This is a genomic window from Streptomyces sp. NBC_01525 (assembly GCF_045040405.1).
Taxonomy (GTDB): Bacteria; Actinomycetota; Actinomycetes; order Streptomycetales; family Streptomycetaceae; genus Streptomyces; species Streptomyces benahoarensis.
On sequence record NZ_CP109397.1, the window covers coordinates 2,387,965 to 2,407,545 of the forward strand.

The window sequence follows — 19,581 nt, forward strand, 5'->3', positions numbered from 1 at the left end:
GCGTATCCGGCACTCTCACCGTAGACGGCGATAACGGATTCACACCACGCCCGGGCGGCAGTTCCATCAAGGGCCGGAAACAATCGGCATATGTTCGAACGGCGCGGGTAGTCGCGCGCCCATGGCTCCACCACAGGGGAAAGATTCAGGCATCAGCGTCAGAGGGATAAACCGCCGCTCGCTGTTGACAGGAGCGGCGGCTTTCGGTGCGGCAGGCGCGTTGACGGCGGCCACCGGGTGCGCCCGGGTCGATGTCACCGGCGCCACGGACGGGGGACATCTGCTCGATGATCTGCGGGAGCGCTCCACGGTTCGGATGGGGATCGCCGGTGAGGCGCCCTATGCGTACATCGACAGGAACGGCGAGCTGACGGGCGAGGCACCCGCCGTCGCCCGCACCATCTTCAAGAAACTGGGTGTCCGGAATTTCGAGCCCGTACCGGTCGAATTCGGCGCCCTGGTCCCGGGTCTGCATTCCTTCCAGTTCGACGTGATCGTCGCCGGAATGTTCATCAACAAGGCCCGCTGCCAGGCGGTCCTCTTCTCCGATCCGGATTACGAGTCGAAGGACGGATTTCTCGTCCCGAAGGGGAATCCGAAGAAAATTCGCTCCTATCGGGACATCGCTCGCGGCGGGTTCCGGATGGGCACCGGTGTCGGCTACGCGGAGCTCGACTACGCGGTCGGCAACGGCGTGCACAAGAACACCGTCCAGACGTACGGCGACACGATCGCCGGGATGGAGGCGCTGGAGGCGGGACGCATCGACTGCTTCGCGGGCACCGCGCTCGCGATGATCGAGGCGCTGAAGACCGGCCGCCACCCGCGGGTGGAAATGACCGAGCCGTTCACCCCGGAGGTGGACGGCACCCCGCAGCGCGACGGCGGTGGCTACGGCTTCCGGATCGGCGAGACGAAGCTGCGCGACGCGTTCAACCGCGAGCTGCACGCGATGAAGCGGAGCGGTGAACTCCTGCGCCTGGTGCGGCCGTTCGGATTCACCGAGGAGTTCATGACCGATCTCACGACGAAGGAGCTGTGCAAACGGTGACCGGAGCACTGTGGGAACTCTTCTTCAAAGGCGTGTGGATCACCGTCCAGTTGACGGTCTACAGCGCCGCGCTGGCCGCCGCCGTCGCGTTCGGCGTCGGCATCGCCCGCACCTCCCGCCTGCGCGTGGTGCGCTTCCTGTCGGGTGCGTACGTGGAGATCTTCCGCGGCACCTCGGCGCTGGTCCTGATGTTCTGGCTGTTCTTCGCCCTGCCGCTGCTGGGCTGGCAGCTGGCCGGAGTGTGGGCCGGCACCCTCGCCCTCGGCCTGTCGTACGGCGCGTACGGCTCCGAGGTGGTGCGCGGCGCGCTGGGGGCGGTGGCGCCCGCGCAGCGGGAGGCGGCCATCGCGCTGAGCTTCACGCCCTGGCAGCGGATGCGGAAGGTCTTCCTGCCGCAGGCGCTCCCCGAGATGATGCCGCCGTTCACCAACCTGCTGATCGAACTGCTCAAGTGCACCGCGCTGGCGTCGCTGCTCTCCATCGGCGAGCTGACGTTCGAGGCGAAGCTCGCCCGGCTCTCCACGGGTGAGAGCGCCCAGGTCTACGGGATCATCCTGGTCCTCTACTTCGTCATCGCGTTCGTGGTGACCCGGATCATGCGGCTGGCGGAGCGGCGGGCCAAGGCGTCCGTCGGGCGGGCCCCGGAGATCTCCGGCGGCCTGTTCTCCCGCACACCGGCCGTCACGGGCACCGCCGCACCGGCCGCCGGAGGTGGCAAGCCGTGAACACCTGGTCATGGGGGTACGTCGGCGACATCCTGCCCGACCTGCTGAAGGGGCTCGGCGTCACCGTCGAGGCGACGCTGCTGGGGTCGCTGGTGTCGTTCGCGCTGGGTCTGGTCTGGGCACTGGCGCTGCGGTCGCCGAGCCGCTGGGTGGCCTGGCCGGTCGGCGCGGTCGTCGAATTCGTCCGCAACACCCCGCTGCTGGTGCAGCTCTTCTTCCTCTTCTTCGTGCTGCCGAGCTGGGGTCTCACCTTCTCCCCGCTGGTCACCGGCGTCATCGGCCTCGGGCTGCACTACTCGACGTACACCGCCGAGGTCTACCGCGCCGGGATCGACGGGGTGCCCGCCGGGCAGTGGGAGGCGGCCGTCGCGCTGAACCTGCCGCGGCGGCGCACCTGGACGGCGGTGATCCTGCCGCAGGCGCTGCGCCGGGTGGTCCCCGCGCTCGGCAACTACGTCATCGCGATGTTCAAGGACACGCCGATGCTGGCCGCCATCACCGTGGGCGACATGCTCTTCCAGGCGAACACCATCGGCGCGACCACCTTCGACTACATGGAGCCGATCACCGTCGTCGGCATCCTGTTCATCGTGATCTCGTACCCGACCTCTCTCCTCCTGCGAGCCCTGGAGCGCCGCCTTGTCCGCTGACACGCACCTTCCGAAGGACGCCGCCCGGCCCGCCGGCGGCACCGAGCTGATCCGCTTCGACCGCGTCACCAAGCGGTTCGGGTCCCACACCGTGCTGGACGCGCTGGACTTCACGGTCTCGGCGGGCAAGCACGTCACGCTGATCGGCCCGTCCGGCTCCGGCAAGACGACGATCCTGCGGCTGCTGATGACGCTGCTGACGCCGGACGAGGGCACCATCAAGGTCGGCGACGCCTTTCTCACCCACGAGGAGAAGGACGGGCGGCTGATACCCGCAGGTGAGAAGCACATCCGCGAGGTCCGCAAGAACATCGGCATGGTGTTCCAGCAGTTCAACCTGTTCCCCAACATGAAGGTGCTGCGCAACATCACCGAGGCGCCGGTGCACGTGCTGGGTCTGGGCAAGGACGAGGCGGAGGAGCGGGCCCGCGGGCTGCTCGACCTGGTGGGGCTGACCGCGCATCTCGACAAGTACCCGACGCAGCTCTCCGGCGGCCAGCAGCAGCGGGTGGCCATCGCCCGCGCGCTGGCGATGCGGCCGCAGGTGCTGCTGCTGGACGAGGTGACGTCCGCGCTCGACCCGGAACTGGTGGCCGGGGTGCTCGACGTCCTCCGGGACATCGCCCGCACCACGGACATCACGATGCTCTGTGTGACCCATGAGATGTCCTTCGCGCGGGACATCTCCGATGACGTGCTGATGTTCGATGCGGGCCGGGTCATCGAGTCCGGTGCGCCGGAGAAGATCTTCACCGACCCCGAGCACGAGCGGACCCGGGAGTTCCTCGGCGCGGTGCTGTGACGCCGATCCTGCCGCTCAGAGGAGCCCGGCCCCGTTCCGGAGGCCGGGCTCCGGCGCGTCCGGCGCCCGCCGCACGCCCGTGACCATGGCATATGCCGTCGCGCGAGGCTCCGCGCGGGCCGCGTGCGGAGCGCGGTTTTCGGTCAAGACCCTCTCCATCGGGGGCCGTTGGCCGCTATCGTGATAGAAGTCCCGCCGCCCGGGAACCGCCGGCGGCCCGCGCCGCTCGCGCCCGACGGCGGCGCGTACGACGCAAGCGGTACCGACCTGCTAGGGGGCCACCGTGGCGCTGAAGCCCGATCCGACCGCGCCGTTCGCTTCGGTGCAGCACGCCCTGCGCGTGCTCGAAGCGGTCTCCCGGCACAGCGGCGGCGTGACCGATGTCGAGATCGCGCGCCACACCCATCTGCCCGCCACCCATCTCGCGCAGATGCTGACGATGCTGCGGCGCGAGGGGTACATCGAGCAGGTGCCGGACGGCTCGTACGTCGTCGGCGAATCGCTGCTGCTGCTGGGCACCGGCGGCGACCGCGATCAGGCGCTCCGCGACAAGCTCCAGATCACCCTCGACGACCTGCGGGATTCGGTGGGCGCGGCGGTCTACATCAGCCGGTACATCGACGGCGAGGTCAAGATCCTGCACTACGCGGACGGGCCGCTCGCCCCCAAGGTCAACGAGTGGGCCGAGTTCCGTCGCACCGCGCACGCCAGCGCGGTCGGCAAGTGCCTGCTGGCGCAGCTGGACCACGACGGACGCAAGGACCATCTGGCCCGGCACAAGACCGCCCGGCTCACCTCGCGGACGATCACCAACGAGAAGATCCTGCTGCACAAGCTCGACAGTCAGCCGCCGACGGTCCCGGTCCTCGATCTCCAGGAGTACGCCGTGGGCACGGTCTGCGCCGCGGTGCCGATCACGGCGGGTGCGGCGGTGGGCTGCCTGGCGCTGTCGATGCCGCTGGAGAACGCCCACCGGCTGCGGCAGGCGGCCGACGCGCTGAACCGGCGGGCCGCGCCGGTCCTGCTGTCGCTGGCGATCTGACCTGGGGCGGGGCGCCTCGGGGCCCGGCGGGCGGGGTGGTCGGGAGCACCCCACGGAAGCAGGTAGTATTTCTTTTGTCAGCGCGCGCCGCTAGCTCAGTTGGTTAGAGCAGCTGACTCTTAATCAGCGGGTCCGGGGTTCGAGTCCCTGGCGGCGCACCTGTGAAGTGGGCGCCTCTGGTTTTCCGGAGGCGCCCACTTCGGCGTTCCGGCACTTATGCACGCCCCCTGCACGTGCGCGGTGGCCATTTCCGGCCCGGCGTACAGGGGGCGTACGAGGAGCGTGACCGGGGGCATCCCGCGCGGACACCCGGCCTCCGGTGGGGGCACCCGGCCCGCCACCCGTACGGGGATCCCGTACGGATCGGGGACGCGCGGGACGGTCGGGCTCCGGAGGCCGGGCGATCGGGGAAGCCGTGGCGGCGGGGGCCGGACGGCGGGCCCGGACGCGGCGGCGGACGGACGGCCGGGGTGGACGGCACCCGGGCACCCGCCGGTGGGGACGCCGCGTCGACGGGCCCGCCGTACGGCGGTCACCGGGTCAGGAGAGGTCGACGTCCGAGCAGGCGTAGAAGGCGTTGCCGGTGTCGGCGATGTTCCAGACGCCCAGGATGACGTGGTGCCCCTTCTTGCCGGTGGGCACGGTGCCCTGCTGCTGCCACGTGGCATCCGGCTGCTTGCCGCCCATCGGGACCTTCATGAACGGCTCGGGCTCCAGGTCGGCGCGGGTGAGCGGCTTGCTCGGGTCGTAGCCGTCCTTGGTGATGAAGTATGCGAAGTCCGTGGTGGCATGACGGGCGGTCAGCCGCCAGGTGAAGGTGTAGCCCTGGCCGCCGGAGAGCTTGGTGGCGGGCCAGTCGCCGCCGCGCGGGTCGTCCAGCTCGGCGAAGCCCTCGTTGCCACCGGAGCAGATCTTGCCGTCGGCGGGACCGGCCCCCGGGAAGCCCTTGGGGCCCTCGACGCTCTGCGGTTCGTACTGGATGGCGCCGCAGTTCTTGACGGCGCCCTGGGCGCAGAGTGCCTGACGGCTGACTGGTGCGTCGCTGTAGCCGTGACTGGAGGCGCTGCTGGCGGACAACAGGGAGACGCCGACGACGCCGAGCCCGATCACGGCGGCACTGAACCTCTTGCGCATAGTTCGCTCCTGGAGGACGTGGGGGGTTCCAACGACAGGGGGAATGTGCGGTGCGGTCTAGACCAATGCGAGGCTACGAGCGGATGCTCGACATGTCCAGACCAATAACAAACCGGGATTCCGGGGTCCGGGAACGAGGCGGCCGAGCGTGCGGCCGATGCCGGCGGTCGGCCGGGAGGGCCGCCGCCCCTACGGGATCCCGTACGGGAACGGGGCGAGCGGCCGGGCGGTCCCGCCGTACCACCGTGGGGGCGTCGTACGGCGCGGCGGTGTGCCGGGGGCGGTCAGGCCGCGACGCTGAGGGGGGCGGAGGCCGGGGCGGCGGCGGACTGGATCAGTGCGGTGTAGGTGCGGCGCAGGGCGATCAGGGACTCCTGGGCCTCGCGGTAGACGGCGGCGTCGGGGCCGCCGCGGTGGGCGAGGGTGCGGACCGGGGCACAGTGCCGGTCCATGGCACTGAGCCAGGCACGGTGATGGGCCGGGAGATGCCGGCGGAGCAGTTGACGGCCGCCCTCCCCCATGCGGCGGCCGCCGATGCCGAGGACCGCGTCCGCCGCCTGGAGCACGGGCGGCTCCAGGGCGCCCTGCCCGGCGAGCGTCCCGATCACCTCGGACTGCCGGGCAGTCGCCGGGGCGTCCGCCAGCTCGGCGGCCTCTTCGTGGAGTTGGGCGCGGAGCGCGTGCTGGATGCGGACCAGGCGGCGCAGTGCCGTGCGGGTGGAGGAGTCGTCGGGGGCGCGTCCGGCGAGGGTTTCGGCGAGGCGGAAGAGCCAGATGCCGTGCGCCTCCAGGCGGGTCACGGCGAGCATCAGCCGGTCGAGGCGGCAGAGCGGCTCGCTCTCCGGGGCCCAGCGCACGATCGGTACGAGCTGTTCGGTGCGGGCGAGTTGATCGATCGGCAGATGGCGGCGGGGTTTGCGCTCCGGCGCCCAGTTGTGCAGCGACAGCGCGGGCAGCGCCACGAACTGGTCGTGGTCGATGCGGTGCGCAATGGCGGACCACAGGTCGAGGAAGCCGGTGTCGGCGCACCGTCTGGCGGCCGGGGCCTGCGGGTCGAGCCCGGACCAGCCGCAGGCCACCGCGATCACGGCGATCCGCATCGCGGCGGCCTCCGCATTGCGCGGGGAGAGCCGCGACACCCGCTGCCGCAACGCGGTCAGCTCACCGGCCCGGCCGGACCGTTCGACCGCGGCGACGGCGTCCGCGGCGCCCGGCGCGAGGGCAGCGGTCCGCGCCAGGGCGTCCAGCAGAGTCCAGGTTCCGATCATGCTGCGCACCGGCGGCCGCTCCGGCAGGAAGCCGTGCGCCCGCGGGTCGTGGGTGCCCGCGCCCGCGGTACGGGCGTCGGCGTCGCCGGGCACGGCGCCCGCGGCCGTCCGGGGCTCGGGGCCGGAGCCCTGCCGGGGGACGGTCGCGGACCGGCCGGTGCGCTGCGCGGGTGGCACCGTCGGGCGGCGCCGCGCGGGGGCGGCCGTCTCCGGGGCTTCGGCGGTCGTGGTCCCGGTCGTCATCGTCGTCCTCACCGTCGTCACAGTCATCGCCGTCTCAGCACTTCCCCGCCAGCAGCCGGGCCAGGTGGGTGTCCAGCTCCAGGTACCGGTCCTCTTCGCCGGGCGGCACGATCGCCGCCGTCTGCTCCAGCCAGGCGGTCAGTTCCGTGGCCCGCACCGACAGTTCGCAGACGCTGTCGTCGCTGAACAGCTCGATGTGCACCCGGCGCCGCCCGTCCGCCGCGACCTGCGGCCACACCCGTACGTCGCCCTCGCCCTCCTCGCCGCGCACCCCGCCCAGCAGCAGTTCCCTGGCGAACACCCAGGTGGCGGCCGTCACTCCACGGCTGATGAAGGCGACCTCGACCTCGTACGGGCGGTCGCTGCGGTAGCTGAACCGGCCCGCCACCGGCACCTCGTCGTCCGGGCCGAGCAGCAGGGACATGTCGAGGGTGCGCTTGGCTGTCGACACCATGACGATCAACCTTTCCGAGGGAGGGACGGTCCCGGCGGACCCGGGCGGGGTGCGCGTCTTAGCAGACGTGAGGGGGCCTGACGGGGTTGCAAAAGGCAGGTAACGAGTGACGGAGACCATCGCGCCGGACGGCCGGTGGCAGTCGCTTCGGCGGGCGGCCCGGGGGCACCGGCCCGCTACGACGGCCGGGCCCGGCAGCGGGCAGGGCGCGGGCGCCGGTGACCCCATCTGACCTGTTCGTACCGTGCGTTGATATCCCGTCATCGCTGCCACCTCCGTCCGTTCGCGCCTCGCCCCGCTCCCGTCCCAGCCTCGCAAGGGGCGCCCCGGGCCGCACGTCGGCGGTCCGGCCAATGGCGCAATACCGTGGCTTCGATCCTCACAGACCGTGGCGGACGCCCCACCTGCCGAAGGTCCCAAGATCACGGGACTTTCGCCCGGCCGGGCCCGTCGCCGCCCGAGCCCCACGGCCGTGTGATGCACCTCACCGCCCTTGGAGGCATGAAAAGGCCCGGGGTGGTCCGGAGTGGCCGGGGGAACCCGGGAAGGTCGTGTAAAGTTCTTCAGGTCAGCAGGCGCCGCTAGCTCAGTTGGTTAGAGCAGCTGACTCTTAATCAGCGGGTCCGGGGTTCGAGTCCCTGGCGGCGCACAGACAGGCGAAAGGCCCCCACTCCGGTGGGGGCCTTCGTCGTATGCCCAGGTCCGGGCCACGTCCGGCCGGTTCAGTGCGCGGCGCCCCCGGTGTCGTACCCGCTCAGGAAGGCCGAGACGACCACGGTCGGGGCAGTGGGGCGGCGGGTGATCAGGCGGAGTTCGGCGCGGTGCGGGTCGCGGGCGGCGGTGGCTGTGGCGGGCAGGGCCTTGCCGGGCGGGTAGAGCCGGACGTCCTCCACGGTGAAGCGGGCCGTGGCGCCGTCGGCGCGGCGGACGTCCACCCGGGCGCCGGGCGTGAGGCGGGCCGGACCCCCGGCGGTGGGCCCCCGTGCGAGGAGGACCGCGGCGCCCGGGGTGCCGGGCTGCGGCCCGTAGGCGTACCACCCGGCGGGGCCGTCCGCCGGGGCGGCGGGGACGGCGGCGGCGTCCGGGGGGCCGGGGGCGAGCGGTGCGCGCAGGCCGAGGGCGGGGACGGTGAGGGCGCGCGGGGTTCCGGCGGCGGAGACGGGCAGCGGCGGGTGGGCGCGGGGCGGCGTGGGGCCGGGCGGGCGGCCGACGGCGGCGATGTCGCCGGTGGTGGTGAGCTGCGCGACGGCGGCGCTGCGGGCGGCGTCGCTGCCCCAGAGCCAGAGGCCGAGCAGCAGCACCGCCCAGGCGGCACCGGTGAACCAGCGGCCGCGACCGGCGGCGGGCGCGGGCTCCGTACGGGGATCGGCGCGCGGGGGCGGGTCGGCGGGGCGGGCGAGGGGCCGGACGGGGTGCAGCTCAGTGGTCATCGGTGCCGCCGCCTTGACGCTCGCGGCGGATGCGGAGCCGGAGCCGGAGCAGCTGCCCGGCGATGATCAGTATCGCGCCGCCGGCCAGGACCAGACCGACCGCCTGGGCGCCGCTCATCTCGGCGGCGGTGCCGCTCGCGACGGGACGGGCCGTCGCGCGCGCGGGCGCCGCCGTCGCGGTACCTCCCGCCGCGCAGACCGCGAGCAGGGCACAGAGTGTGAGCAGTAGCGAGCGCATGGTGAACCTCCGCATACTCCGAAGGTCCGCCCAGGCGCGGGCGCCCGCATCCGGGGCGCGGCGCCGGTGCCCCGTTCAGGTGAGCGGGGGTGACGGGTGGCGGGGCCCGGCCGTCCCGCCGGGCCCCGGTCCGCCAGGTCCTAGATCAGGTCGACGAGGTCCGCGATGGAGTCGACGACGCGGGAGGGGCGGAAGGGGTGGCGTTCGACCTCTTCGGGGCGGGTGAGGCCGGTGAGGACGAGGAAGGTTTCCATGCCCGCCTCCAGACCGGCGAGCATGTCGGTGTCCATCCGGTCGCCGATCATCGCGGAGCTCTCGGAGTGGGCGCCGATGGCGTTGAGGCCGTGCCGCATCATCAGCGGGTTGGGCTTACCGACGAAGTACGGTTCGACGCCGGTCGCCTTGGTGATGAGTGCGGCCACCGAACCGGTGGCGGGCAGCGCGCCCTCGGCTGACGGCCCGGTCTCGTCCGGGTTGGTGGCGATGAAGCGGGCGCCGTTGTTGATCAGCCGGATCGCCTTGGTGAGGGCTTCGAAGGAGTAAGTCCGGGTTTCGCCCAGAACTACGTAATCGGGTGCGTGGTCGGTCAGGACGTAGCCGATGTCGTGCAGCGCGGTGGTCAGGCCCGCCTCACCGATGACGTAGGCGGTGCCGCCGGGCCGCTGGTCGTCCAGGAACTGCGCGGTGGCCAGCGCGGACGTCCAGATCGACTCCCACGGCACGTCGAGGCCGATGCGGCTCAGCCGGGCGTGCAGATCGCGCGGGGTGTAGATGGAGTTGTTGGTCAGGACGAGGAAGGGGCGACCCGATTCGCGCAGCCGCTTGATGAAGGCGTCCGCGCCGGGGACGGGGATGCCCTCGTGCATCAGGACGCCGTCCATGTCGGTGAGCCATGACTCGATCGGCTTGCGCTCTGCCACTGCCGGACTCCTGCCGTACGTGTTGGCCTGGGGCGCCGACGGTAACCCGGCGGGGCCTGCTCGCCCAGCCCAGCCTACGTGCGCCGGGAAACGGGCCGGGGACGGGGCGGCGGGCGCCCCGTCCCCGGTGGATCGGGTCAGCTGCCGGTGGCCTTGCGCCAGGCGTCGAGGTAGCCGCCGAGGTTCTTGTCGATGTCCTTCCAGTCGGGCTCGAAGACGTCGACGCCCTTCATGAGGACGGCCAGTTCGGTGGCGTGGGCGTCGGTGGCCTTGATGTCCTGGCGGGCGGCGAAGCCGCCGCCGACCGCGGAGACCTGGCACTGGACGGGCTCGGAGAGCAGGTAGTCGAGGAACTTCACAGACCGGGGCGGCCGGGCCATGCGGACCTGCGGCGGCTGCGGGAGGCCGGGCCACCCCGGTGGGCAGGGGCTCGGGCGGGTGCGTCGCCATGGCGCGGTCCTTTGCTGCTCGCTGGCCGGGGCACGCGGCGACACGGCCACCGCGCACCGCACGTGCCGGACCCTGCCACGGCCGACGGCCACCGCCGAGAGGCCGGGCGCGGGTGCACCCGACCGGGCATGGGATGTCGCCTTATCAGATGATGTTTCGTCAGGGTCGGGTACACGGGTGGCGCCGGGTACCGCTGCCAGAAGGGGCCGGTCGGGCGCCGGGAGGGCTCGGCCGTTCGCCGCGCCGGGCAATCACGGCCAGGCGCCGGGCGGGCTCGGCCGTTCGCCGGGCGGGCATGGCCGTTCGCCGGGCAGACTCGGCCGAGCGCCACCGCCTGAGGGGCCGGCCAGGCGCCGACCGAGCCCCCGCCCACCACGGCGGCCCGGACGCCCGCCAGCGGGACAGCCGCCACCCACCGGGCTCTCCCGGCCTTCCTCAGCCGCCGCCACGAGCCCGGGACGGGTCCCCGGCAACCGCCCCCTGCGGAGGCACCTGCCGCTACGGAAGCGCAGTCATCGCCCGTACCTCGGACTCCTCCGAAACCACCCCCCGTTGCGGCACAGCAGCCGACCCCGACGAAGCGCCGAACAGCGGCCCGAGGATCAGCTGCGCCGCCCCCTGCGCCACCGTCCCTGGGCCGTCGGCCGGGACCACCGCCACCGAGGGGCGCGCGGACCCGCGAGCGGCGGCCCGGTCCGTCAGCTCCTCGGTCACGCCGCGCAGGAAGACGTCCGGGTGCGTGGCGACCGTGCGGCCGCCCAGCAGGATGCGGTCGATGTCCAGCAGTTCCACGAGGTTGGCGGCGCCGACACCCAACGCGCGGGCGGCGCCGGGAAGATCATCGCGGGCGAGTGCCGCCAGGCACAGCGCCTCCACGCAGCCGCGCCGCCCGCATGCGCAGCGCGGGCCGTCCCACCACACCACCTGATGGCCGAATTCCCCGGCGCCGGTGCGCGGCCCCCGGTACAGGGCGCCGTCCAGCACCAGACCGGCGCCGAGGCCCGTCCCCAGATGCAGATAGGCGAACGAGCCGGGACGGCCGGGGCCGTGTGCCAGGGCGAGGGCGGCGGCGTTGGTGTCCTTGTCGACGACGACCGGGAGGTCCAGCCGCGCGGCGAGGGCGTCGCGCAGCGGGAAGCCGTCCCACCCCGGGGCGCCGGTGACCCGGCGCAGCACGCCGGTGGTGTGGTCGAGCGGGCCGGGGCAGGCGACCCCGGCGCCCAGCACACCGGGCGCGTCGGCCTCCGCCCGTACCGCGGCGACCTCGCGGGCGACCGCGGTGAGGACCGGCCCGGCGCCCGCGGTGAGGTCGAGCGGGGCGCGGCGGACCGCCACCGGGGCGCCCGCGAGATCGGCGAGGACGAGGACCGCCTCGTCACGGTCGAGGTGGATGCCTATCGCGTGGCGGGCGCCGGGGACGAGCCGCAGCAGCGTGGCGGGTTTGCCGCCGGTGGAGGCGCGGCGGCCCGCCTCCACCGCCAGGCCCTCGGCCCGCAGCCGGGCGGTGATCTTGCTGACCGCCTGCGGGGTCAGCGCCGTACGCGCCGCCAGCTCCAGGCGGCTGACGCCCTCCTCCCCCGCCGCCCGCAGCAGGCCGAGGACCAGCGCGGCGTTGTGTCCGCGCAGCGCGGGGAGGTTGAAACCGGCCGCGGCACCGGCGGCGAGGGACGCGGCGGCCGTCGCTCCGGGGTGCTCCGGCGGCCCGTGGTCGTTACTGGTCACCTCTCCATTGTCCCCATCCCTTGCGCTTTGGCAACACTGTTGCTTAAGTGGATTCATGAACGATTTCCCCGGCATCCCCGCGCCCACGGCACGCGACGGCGCCCCGCTCCGCGTCGGCCTGATCGGTTACGGCCTGGCGGGCTCGGTGTTCCACGCGCCGCTGATCGCCGCGGCCGAGGGGCTGGTGCTGGACACCGTCTCGACCCGCAGCCCCGAGCGGCAGGCGCAGGCCCGCGCGGAGCACCCCGGGGTGCGGACGGTCGCGGGCCCCGAGGAGGTTCTGGCCCGCGCCGGTGATCTCGATCTGATCGTCCTGGCGACGCCCAACAAGACGCATGTGGCGCTGGCGTCCGCCGCGCTGGAGGCGGGGTTGCCGGTGGTGGTCGACAAGCCGCTCGCCGCGACGGCCGCCGAGGCCGACCGCCTCGCGTCGCTCGCCGCCGACCGCGGTCTGCTGCTCTCCGTCTTCCAGAACCGCCGCTGGGACAACGATTTCCGCACGGTGCGCAAGCTGCTCGACGAGGGGGCGTTCGGCGAGGTCCGGCGCTTCGAGTCGCGTTTCGAGCGGTGGCGGCCGCGCCCGAAGGGCGGCTGGCGCGAGTCCGGCGACCCGGCGGAGATCGGCGGCCTCCTCTACGACCTCGGCAGCCACCTCGTCGACCAGGCGCTGACGCTCTTCGGGCCCGTCGCGTCCGTCTACGCCGAGTCCGACGTCCGGCGGCCCGGCGCGGAGGCCGACGACGACACCTTCTTCGCGCTCACCCACACCAGCGGGGTCCGCTCCCATCTGTGGGTGAGCGCCGCGGCCGCCCAGTTGGGCCCGCGCTTCCGGGTGCTGGGCAGCGCGGCCGGTTATGTGAAGTACGGCCTCGACCCGCAGGAGGCGGCGCTGCGCGCGGGCGCCCGGCCCGGCGCCGAGGGCGCGGCCTGGGGCGCGGAGCCGGAGTCCGCCTGGGGCCGCCTCGGCGCCGGGGAGTCCCCGCAGACCGGGGGCGGTACGCCGGTGCCGACGCTGCCCGGCGCCTATCCGGCGTATTACGCGGCGGTGGCCCGGGCCCTGCGCGAGGGCGGTCGCCCACCGGTGACCGCGGCGGAAGCCGCGGCGGCCCTGCGGGTCCTGGAGGCCGCGAAACGGTCGGCGGCCGAGGACCGCACGGTCCGGATCGAGATACCGGACGCCTGAGGCCGGGCCCCGGGCCCCGAGCCCGGGTCGGACACCCGAGTTCGGACGCCTGCCCCCGGCACGACGCCCCGCCCGTCGGATATGGCGGGCCCCAAGATCTGCCGTAGCGACGCGCCCGGGCACCGTCCCGCGGGATGTCATCCCGTCAGACGGCGTCCGGTCAGGCGTCCTTGAGCTGCTGGCGCTGGCGGCCCAGGCCGTCGATCTCCAGCTCGACCACATCGCCCGCCCGCAGATACGGCTTGGGTTCCGGCTGCCCCATGGCCACCCCCGCCGGGGTGCCGGTGTTGATGACGTCGCCCGGGTACAGCGTCATGAACTGGCTGACGTACCGCACCACCTCGGCCACCGGGAAGATCTGCTCGGCGGTCGTACCGCGCTGCTTCAGCTCGCCGTTGACCCACAGCCGCAGGCCGAGGGACTGCGGGTCGGGCACCTCGTCCGCGGTGACCAGCCAGGGTCCCAGCGGGTTGAAGGTCTCGCAGTTCTTGCCCTTGTCCCACTGGCCGCCCCGCTCGATCTGGAAGGCCCGCTCGGAGACGTCGTGGGCGACGGCGTACCCGGCGACGGCGGCGCGCGCCGCGTCGTCGTCCGGGAGGTAGCGGGCGGTGCGGCCGATGACGGCGGCCAGTTCGACCTCCCAGTCGGTCTTCTCGGCGCCCCGCGGCACCAGCACCGTGTCGTCGGGGCCGACGACCGTGTCCGGCGCCTTCAGGAAGATGATCGGCTCCTCGGGGACGGCCACGCCGGTCTCGCGGGCGTGGTCGTGGTAGTTCAGCCCGATGCACACGACCTTGCCGATCCGGGCGACGGGCGGGCCGGTGCGCAGCCCCGCCGCGTCGAGAACGGGCAGGTCGCCCGAACCGGCTGCCGTCCGGACGCGGGCCAGCGCGGCGTCGTCGGCGAGCAGCGCCCCGTCGATGTCCGGTACCAGGCCCGACAGGTCCCGCAGCACCCCGTCCGCGTCGAGCAGTGCCGGGCGTTCCGCCCCTGTCGTTCCGACACGCAGCAGCTTCATCGGTACCACTCCCGTGGTCGAAGGTCGGCCCGGAAGGGTCCTCCCGGTCCGGCCGATGGGGACGGCCATCGAGCAATTGGCCGATCGTCCAAGAACCCCGACCACTCCGCAAGACCCCCGTCCACGTGCGGGAGCGGGGGGCCGGAAACCCGCGCCCCGACGGGCACCGGGGCGCGGTTTCCGGCCGCCCGGCTCAGCTCCGGGCGGGCACGGCGTCCGCCCGGGCGCCGTCGTCCGGGCTCGCCCCGGCCGCCATGGCGGGCCGGTCGCGGTGGAGGAGGGCCCGCTCGGCGGCCGTCCACGCCGTGGTGGTGACGACGTACAGCGCGGCGGCGAGCGGCACCACCGCGACGGTGATCAGCGTGGCGTACGAGAGCAGCGGCAGCGCCTTGGTCAGGCCCGCGGCGCCCGGCAGCGCGGGGGCGGCGGCGTCCGGCAGCCGGGCCGCCGCGGCCCGCGCCCGCCGGACGTTCCAGGTGGCGACGGCGGTGACCAGCGCGAACAGGCCCAGGTAGACCAGGCCGTGCGGGCCGAACGGGCCGCCGTCGGCCAGCGCCTGCGTCCAGGGCGGGCCCTGGGTACGTTGCCGAGGCGGGCCCCCGGATGCGGGGGCCCGGCGGGCGGTGCGGGCGGAGTGCCCGCGGTGCGTCTACGCGGCCGTCGGGAGGGCGCGGCCCGGTGCCCGGGGGCGCGGGCGGCCCGCGGCGTCCGGGTCGCGTTGCGGCAGGAAGGCGGTGCGCCGTTCACGGTCCCGGATCGCGGTACGGACCCGGCCCGGCGGCATCGGCCGGGCGCATCCGGCGAGGAGCCCCAGCAGGAACGCCCGGCACAGCAGCACGACGGCGCCGGTGGTCGCGGCCGCGGTGAGCGCCGTGGCCAGGCCGCTCTCCGCCAGCAGCAGGCCGACGACGAGGAGCGCCAGGGCGGAGGTGTGGAGCCGCCAGATCTCGGCGATGCGGGACATCGGGCGCCTCCTCACGGTGATCGGTGCGCCGGGCGGCCCCGGCGCGACCCGCTCCCGTACGGCGCGGGGCCTGTCGCGGCGTCAAGGGTAACCAGGGCGCGGAGGGTTCAGGAGGCGGGTGGGCGGAGTGGGAACTCCGGGTCCCGCCTGGTCCGCCCGCCTCACCCGTCAGCTCACCGCGTCCGTCGCGCCCACCGCGTCACCCTGTTCCCGCTCCCCCACCCGCGGGAACTCGTCCTCCACCGCCAGCACCTCACCGTCCGGCCGCTCGTCCCGTTCGCGCGGTCCGAAGCGGGTGACGGTGAGGGCGACCGCGACGTTCAGCGCGAGCGCGAGCAGTCCGGCGTTGACGCCCCAGAGCGGGTCGTGGCCGCTGAAGACCGCCGTGCAGACGAGGGTGATCCCGGCCGCCGCCCCGGCGACCGCCGCCTGCCAGGTCAGCCGTCGCCAGACCAGCCCCAGCAGCAGCATCGGCACCAGTTGGGCCATGCCCTCGTACGAGATGAGGGAGAGGCGGACAAGGGTCTGCGGGGCGAAGTAGGTCAGGAGCAGCGCGAGGGTTCCGGCGGCGACCACGACCAGCTGCGACCACCGCTTCTGCCGCTGTCCGGCCGGGCCGTCGACCGGTGCCTCCGGGCCCGTACCCGTCCGGCCGCCGGACCGCGCACCGAACACGCTGCGGCCCCACATCGTGCCGATGACCAGCATGAACACCGCCATCGGGACGATCGAGGAGAGCGCCGCGGCCACCCCGATCACGCCGACCGCCCAGGCCGGGAGGGAGTCGGTGACCAGTTTGAAGAGCGCCAGGTCGGACTGGGCGCCGGTCAGCCCCGGCACCACGAACAGCGCCGCCATGCCGAGCGCCACCGGAACGAACAGCAGCACGTTGTACGCCGGGAGGTAGACGGCGTTGCGGCGCAGCGTGTCGGCGCTGCGGGCGCCGAGGTATCCGGCGACGGTCGTCGGGAAGATCACCACGGTCAGGGAGTTGACGACGGTGGTGGAGAGGAACCAGCCCTGGCCAAGACCGCCCGACTCGTGCCCGGGGAACGTCAGCCACTGCGGCTTCTCGGCGACCATCCGGTCGAGGAAGGCGCCGTAGCCGTCGAAGTAGTGCAGCGGTACGTAGACGGCGAGGAAGCCGAGGGTGGCGATGACCAGGACGTCCTTGAGGACGGAGACCCAGGCGCTGCCGCGCAGTCCGCTGACCACGACGAAGGTGGTGGTGAGGGCGAAGCCGAGGAAGTAGGCCCAGCGGAGGCTGATCGCGCCGTAGGAGATCGTCGAGACGACGACGCCCATGCCGGTGATCTGGAGCTGGATGTACGGCAGCAGACAGACGGTGGCGAAGAGGGCGACGGCGGTGCCCAGCCAGGGGCGGCCGTAGCGGTGCGCGACGATGTCGGTGATGCCGACCAGTCCGTGGCGGCGCGCGTACGCCCAGAGCATCGGCCCGACGACGTAGCCCAGGGCATAGCCGCAGGACATGTAGGCGATGACGTAGAGGACCGGGGCGCCGAACCGGTAGCCCCACCCCGCGGCGCCGAGGTAGCTGAAGCTGGTGTAGCTCTCCCCGGCCATCAGCACCCAGATGAAGACGGTGCCCAGGCTGCGGCCGCCGACCGACCACTCGGCGAGCCCGCGCTCACGGCGTCCGCCGCGCCGGGCGCGGACCGCCAGCAGGCCGAGCGCGAGGGTCAGCGCCATGAAGGCGGCGAAGACGGAGGTGGCGACGGTGGCCTTCATCGGTGCCCCCGCCGCAGGTCACCACGGCGCGCCAGCCACACCGCGCCCGGTGTCGCCACGGTCGCCAGCAGCATCCAGAAGAAGAGGAACGGCAGCCCGAACACGGTCGGCGTGAGCCGGTTGACGAGCGGCAACGCGGCCAGGAAGAGGACGTAGGGCAGCAGCAGCCACAGCAGCGCCGGGCGCTTGCGGGAGCCCGGGGGCGCGCCGCCGGGTGTCTGGTTTCGCACGGGGCGAGAGCTTAGGCGGTGCCCTGCCGGGAGCGGCAGGCCGCCTCAGCGCGGCCGGGTGCCGCGCAGCACCGCCCAGACGATCAGCCGGTACGTGGAGGTGAACTCCGGCGTACAGGTCGTCAGGGTGAGGTACGCGCCCGGGGCGGTGAAGCCGTACGCGGGGTGGACGGTGCTGCGCGGGACGGGGGCGAGGACGCCGGTGTCGCCGGGGGTGGTGCGGGGCAGGACGGCGCGGACGACGTAGGTGTGGACGGCGTCGGCGGTGTCGATGCGGACGGTGTCGCCGGGCCGCATCCGGTCGAGGTGGCGGAACGGCTCGCCGTGGGTGTTGCGGTGCCCGGCCAGCGCGACGTTGCCGGTGTCGCCGGGCTGCGCGGTGCCCGGGTAGTGCCCCGCATACCCCTTGTCGAGGACCGCGGCGCGGCCGGTTCCCTCGGCGACCGGGACGTCAAGACCGAGGCGGGGGATGCGGAGGACGGCGTACCCGGCGTCCGGACGGGGCGGCGGCGCGGGCCGGGCGGCCGGGGTACGAGGACGCGGGGCGGGGCCCGTCGTCGGTGAGGCGCCGGGGACCTCGGCGGGTGGCGGGACGGGCGGACGTTCCGGGTGGGCCCATTGGCGTTCCAGTTGCCCGACGCGGTCCTGCGCGGCGTCGTGGGCCTGGCGGTTGGTCCACCACAGCTGGTGGACGACGAGCAGCAGCAGGACCACGCCGAGCGTGACCGTCACCTCGGCGAGCGCCCGCACCGCCCGCCCCGGCGCCCGCCGCCGCCCGCGCATCGCGACCGCCCGCTCCCAGGACCCCTGCACGCGGGCACGGTAGACGTTGGGGGCTGAGGTCACCAGGGGGTGGACGGGGCCGAAACGGGGGCGGGCCGGGCGCGGCCGGGAGCCGGGCCCGGCCGGGAGGCAAGCGCCACCCCCCAGCCCCCGGCCCGGGCCCCTCACCCCCCGAACACCCGCGACACCACATAAATCCCCAACCCGGCCAGCGCCCCGACCACCGTCCCGTTGATCCGGATGAACTGAAGGTCGCGGCCGATGTGCGCCTCGATCTTCCGGGAGGTCTGTTCCGCGTCCCAGGAGGCGACGGTGTCGGTGATCAGGGCGGTGATCTCGTGCTGATACGTCGTCACGACGTAGACGGCGGCGCCCTCCAGCCAGCCGTCGACCTTGCCCTGGAGCCGTTCGTCGCGGGCGAGGCGCCGCCCCAGGGAGAGCAGGGCCGCGCGGGCCCGCTGCCGCAGTTCGCTGTGCTCGTCCTCCGCCGCCGCGACGATCATCGCGCGGACCGAGCCCCAGGCGGACGCGATGAGGTCCTGCACCTCGCCACGGCCCAGCACCTCGGACTTGAGACGTTCGACGCGGGCCCGGGTGTCCGGATCGGTGCGCAGGTCGGTGGCGAAGTCGGTGAGGAAGCGGTCCAGCGCGCCGCGCGCCGGGTGCTCGGGCATGTCGCGCATCTCGGTGACGAAGCGCAGCAGCTCCTTGTAGACCCGGTCGCCCACCTTCCGGTCGACGAACCGCGGCGTCCAGCCGGGCGCGCCTCCGGAGACCGCGCTCATCACCGAGTCACCGTGCAGGACCAGCCAGTCGTGGGCGCGGGCGCACACCAGGTCCACCACCCGCCGGTGGCCGCCGTCCGCGACGACCTTGCCGAGCAGGGCACCGAGCCCCGGCGCGATCTCCTGCGCGTCGGCCCGCCGGGTGATGGCCTCCCCCACGACCGCCTGGACGTCGGCGTCGCGCAGCACGGTCAGCGCGCCGCGCAGCGCGGTGGACAGCTCGGCGGTCACCCGGTCGGCGTTACGGGGCTCCGCCAGCCAGCCGCCGAGGCGACGGCCGATGCCGACGGAGCGCAGCCGCCGGCGCACCACCTCGTCGGAGAGGAAGTTCTCCCCGACGAACTCGCCGAGGCTCTGCCCCAGTTGGTCCTTCTTGGTGGGGATGATGGCGGTGTGCGGGATGGGCAGCCCCATGGGCCGCTTGAACAGCGCGGTGACCGCGAACCAGTCGGCCAGCGCGCCCACCATGCCCGCCTCGGCGGCCGCGGCGACATATCCGGCCCAGCCCCCGGCACCGGCCGCCCCGGCCCATTTCGCCAGGACGTAGATCAGCGCGACCACCAGCAGCAGGCCGGTGGCGAGCGTCTTCATCCGCCGTACGGCCCGACGTCTGTCCTGGTCGGCGGCGGTCCCCGGGCCGGTGCCGCCCGGCTGGGCCGCGTGCGGCACCGACGTCGTCTGCGTGCGTTCCATCCACTCCACCGTTCCCGAATCCCGCGGTGCGGCGCACCACGGACCGG

Annotated in this window: 22 protein-coding genes and 2 tRNA genes; 9 read left to right on the forward strand and 15 right to left on the reverse strand. The window is 73.7% G+C overall.

Translation table 11 applies throughout. From position 1 onward, the window contains the following. Positions 1 to 121: 121 nt before the first annotated feature. The 6 genes from ehuB (at position 122) to OG422_RS10565 (ending at position 4,428) form a co-directional block, all read left to right on the forward strand. A complete protein-coding gene (gene ehuB, locus OG422_RS10540) occupies positions 122 to 1,051 on the forward strand; it encodes an ectoine/hydroxyectoine ABC transporter substrate-binding protein EhuB (protein ID WP_405742213.1) in 930 nt (309 codons plus the stop codon). Then, entirely contained in the window at positions 1,048 to 1,776 is a 729-nt protein-coding gene (gene ehuC, locus OG422_RS10545; protein ID WP_405742215.1) for an ectoine/hydroxyectoine ABC transporter permease subunit EhuC, read from the forward strand. Before ehuB ends, ehuC begins: the two co-directional genes overlap by 4 nt. Next, positions 1,773 to 2,426, forward strand: coding sequence for an ectoine/hydroxyectoine ABC transporter permease subunit EhuD (gene ehuD / locus OG422_RS10550; protein ID WP_405742217.1), 654 nt, complete (start codon positions 1,773 to 1,775; stop codon positions 2,424 to 2,426). The genes ehuC and ehuD overlap by 4 nt, the downstream gene beginning before the upstream one ends. Then, the gene (gene ehuA / locus OG422_RS10555; RefSeq protein ID WP_143943385.1) at positions 2,416 to 3,228 is read left to right on the forward strand and encodes an ectoine/hydroxyectoine ABC transporter ATP-binding protein EhuA; all 813 of its coding nucleotides are present in this window, start codon (positions 2,416 to 2,418) and stop codon (positions 3,226 to 3,228) included. The genes ehuD and ehuA overlap by 11 nt, the downstream gene beginning before the upstream one ends. Positions 3,229 to 3,511: 283 nt before the next feature. Continuing rightward, entirely contained in the window at positions 3,512 to 4,270 is a 759-nt protein-coding gene (locus OG422_RS10560; RefSeq protein ID WP_143943384.1) for an IclR family transcriptional regulator, read from the forward strand. 84 nt (positions 4,271 to 4,354) lie between these two features. After that, positions 4,355 to 4,428, forward strand: a tRNA-Lys gene (locus OG422_RS10565). A gap of 382 nt (positions 4,429 to 4,810) precedes the next feature. Here the strand turns inward: OG422_RS10565 and OG422_RS10570 are convergent. The 3 genes from OG422_RS10570 to OG422_RS10580 form a co-directional block, all read right to left on the reverse strand. Continuing rightward, positions 4,811 to 5,404 (reverse strand): lytic polysaccharide monooxygenase, encoded by a 594-nt coding sequence (locus OG422_RS10570; RefSeq protein ID WP_405742219.1) that lies wholly within the window; start codon positions 5,402 to 5,404, stop codon positions 4,811 to 4,813. A 284-nt stretch (positions 5,405 to 5,688) separates the two neighbouring features. After that, the gene (locus OG422_RS10575) at positions 5,689 to 6,915 is read right to left on the reverse strand and encodes a hypothetical protein (RefSeq protein ID WP_405742221.1); all 1,227 of its coding nucleotides are present in this window, start codon (positions 6,913 to 6,915) and stop codon (positions 5,689 to 5,691) included. Between the two features lie 34 nt (positions 6,916 to 6,949). Continuing rightward, positions 6,950 to 7,369 carry an SsgA family sporulation/cell division regulator gene (locus OG422_RS10580; RefSeq protein ID WP_251076793.1) on the reverse strand — a complete coding sequence of 140 codons (420 nt, stop codon included), beginning with the start codon at positions 7,367 to 7,369 and terminating at the stop codon, positions 6,950 to 6,952. 575 nt (positions 7,370 to 7,944) lie between these two features. Here OG422_RS10580 and OG422_RS10585 point away from each other — a divergent pair. Beyond that, positions 7,945 to 8,018, forward strand: a tRNA-Lys gene (locus OG422_RS10585). A gap of 73 nt (positions 8,019 to 8,091) precedes the next feature. Here OG422_RS10585 and OG422_RS10590 read toward each other — a convergent pair. The 5 genes from OG422_RS10590 to OG422_RS10610 all read right to left on the reverse strand — a co-directional run bounded on the left by OG422_RS10590 (position 8,092) and on the right by OG422_RS10610 (position 12,129). Next, on the reverse strand, positions 8,092 to 8,799 hold the full coding sequence (locus OG422_RS10590) for a class F sortase (RefSeq protein WP_405742223.1): 708 nt from the start codon (positions 8,797 to 8,799) through the stop codon (positions 8,092 to 8,094). Next, positions 8,789 to 9,037 (reverse strand): hypothetical protein, encoded by a 249-nt coding sequence (locus OG422_RS10595; protein WP_143943496.1) that lies wholly within the window; start codon positions 9,035 to 9,037, stop codon positions 8,789 to 8,791. The genes OG422_RS10590 and OG422_RS10595 overlap by 11 nt, the downstream gene beginning before the upstream one ends. 140 nt (positions 9,038 to 9,177) lie before the next feature. Next, entirely contained in the window at positions 9,178 to 9,957 is a 780-nt protein-coding gene (locus OG422_RS10600; RefSeq protein WP_143943497.1) for an HAD-IIA family hydrolase, read from the reverse strand. Positions 9,958 to 10,094: 137 nt separating this feature from the next. Beyond that, positions 10,095 to 10,337 (reverse strand): hypothetical protein, encoded by a 243-nt coding sequence (locus OG422_RS10605; RefSeq protein WP_405742226.1) that lies wholly within the window; start codon positions 10,335 to 10,337, stop codon positions 10,095 to 10,097. Between the two features lie 568 nt (positions 10,338 to 10,905). Beyond that, positions 10,906 to 12,129, reverse strand: coding sequence for an ROK family protein (locus OG422_RS10610; RefSeq protein WP_405742228.1), 1,224 nt, complete (start codon positions 12,127 to 12,129; stop codon positions 10,906 to 10,908). 55 nt (positions 12,130 to 12,184) lie between these two features. Here OG422_RS10610 and OG422_RS10615 point away from each other — a divergent pair, with 55 nt between their 5' ends. After that, on the forward strand, positions 12,185 to 13,312 hold the full coding sequence (locus OG422_RS10615) for a Gfo/Idh/MocA family oxidoreductase (RefSeq protein WP_405742230.1): 1,128 nt from the start codon (positions 12,185 to 12,187) through the stop codon (positions 13,310 to 13,312). 160 nt (positions 13,313 to 13,472) lie between these two features. On the opposite strand, the gene OG422_RS10620 is transcribed toward OG422_RS10615, so the two are convergent. After that, positions 13,473 to 14,330 (reverse strand): fumarylacetoacetate hydrolase family protein, encoded by an 858-nt coding sequence (locus OG422_RS10620; RefSeq protein ID WP_405742232.1) that lies wholly within the window; start codon positions 14,328 to 14,330, stop codon positions 13,473 to 13,475. 193 nt (positions 14,331 to 14,523) lie between these two features. After that, a complete protein-coding gene (locus OG422_RS10625; protein WP_405742234.1) occupies positions 14,524 to 14,673 on the reverse strand; it encodes a hypothetical protein in 150 nt (49 codons plus the stop codon). A gap of 19 nt (positions 14,674 to 14,692) precedes the next feature. On the opposite strand from OG422_RS10625, the gene OG422_RS10630 reads away from it, so the two are divergent. After that, positions 14,693 to 14,845 carry a hypothetical protein gene (locus OG422_RS10630; protein ID WP_405742236.1) on the forward strand — a complete coding sequence of 51 codons (153 nt, stop codon included), beginning with the start codon at positions 14,693 to 14,695 and terminating at the stop codon, positions 14,843 to 14,845. Between the two features lie 134 nt (positions 14,846 to 14,979). Here OG422_RS10630 and OG422_RS10635 read toward each other — a convergent pair whose 3' ends face one another. The 5 genes from OG422_RS10635 to OG422_RS10655 form a co-directional block, all read right to left on the reverse strand. Further along, positions 14,980 to 15,294, reverse strand: a complete 315-nt coding sequence (locus tag OG422_RS10635) for a DUF6412 domain-containing protein (RefSeq protein ID WP_405742238.1) — start codon at positions 15,292 to 15,294, stop codon at positions 14,980 to 14,982. A 168-nt stretch (positions 15,295 to 15,462) separates the two neighbouring features. Beyond that, positions 15,463 to 17,043: a sodium:solute symporter gene (locus OG422_RS10640; protein ID WP_405742240.1), complete on the reverse strand. Its 1,581-nt coding sequence runs from the start codon at positions 17,041 to 17,043 to the stop codon at positions 15,463 to 15,465. Then, positions 17,040 to 17,273 carry a DUF3311 domain-containing protein gene (locus OG422_RS10645; protein WP_143943503.1) on the reverse strand — a complete coding sequence of 78 codons (234 nt, stop codon included), beginning with the start codon at positions 17,271 to 17,273 and terminating at the stop codon, positions 17,040 to 17,042. The genes OG422_RS10640 and OG422_RS10645 overlap by 4 nt, the downstream gene beginning before the upstream one ends. A 45-nt stretch (positions 17,274 to 17,318) precedes the next feature. Continuing rightward, positions 17,319 to 18,056 carry a class E sortase gene (locus OG422_RS10650; protein ID WP_405747724.1) on the reverse strand — a complete coding sequence of 246 codons (738 nt, stop codon included), beginning with the start codon at positions 18,054 to 18,056 and terminating at the stop codon, positions 17,319 to 17,321. A 164-nt stretch (positions 18,057 to 18,220) separates the two neighbouring features. Continuing rightward, a complete protein-coding gene (locus OG422_RS10655) occupies positions 18,221 to 19,534 on the reverse strand; it encodes a DUF445 domain-containing protein (RefSeq protein WP_143942835.1) in 1,314 nt (437 codons plus the stop codon). Positions 19,535 to 19,581: the final 47 nt, after the last annotated feature.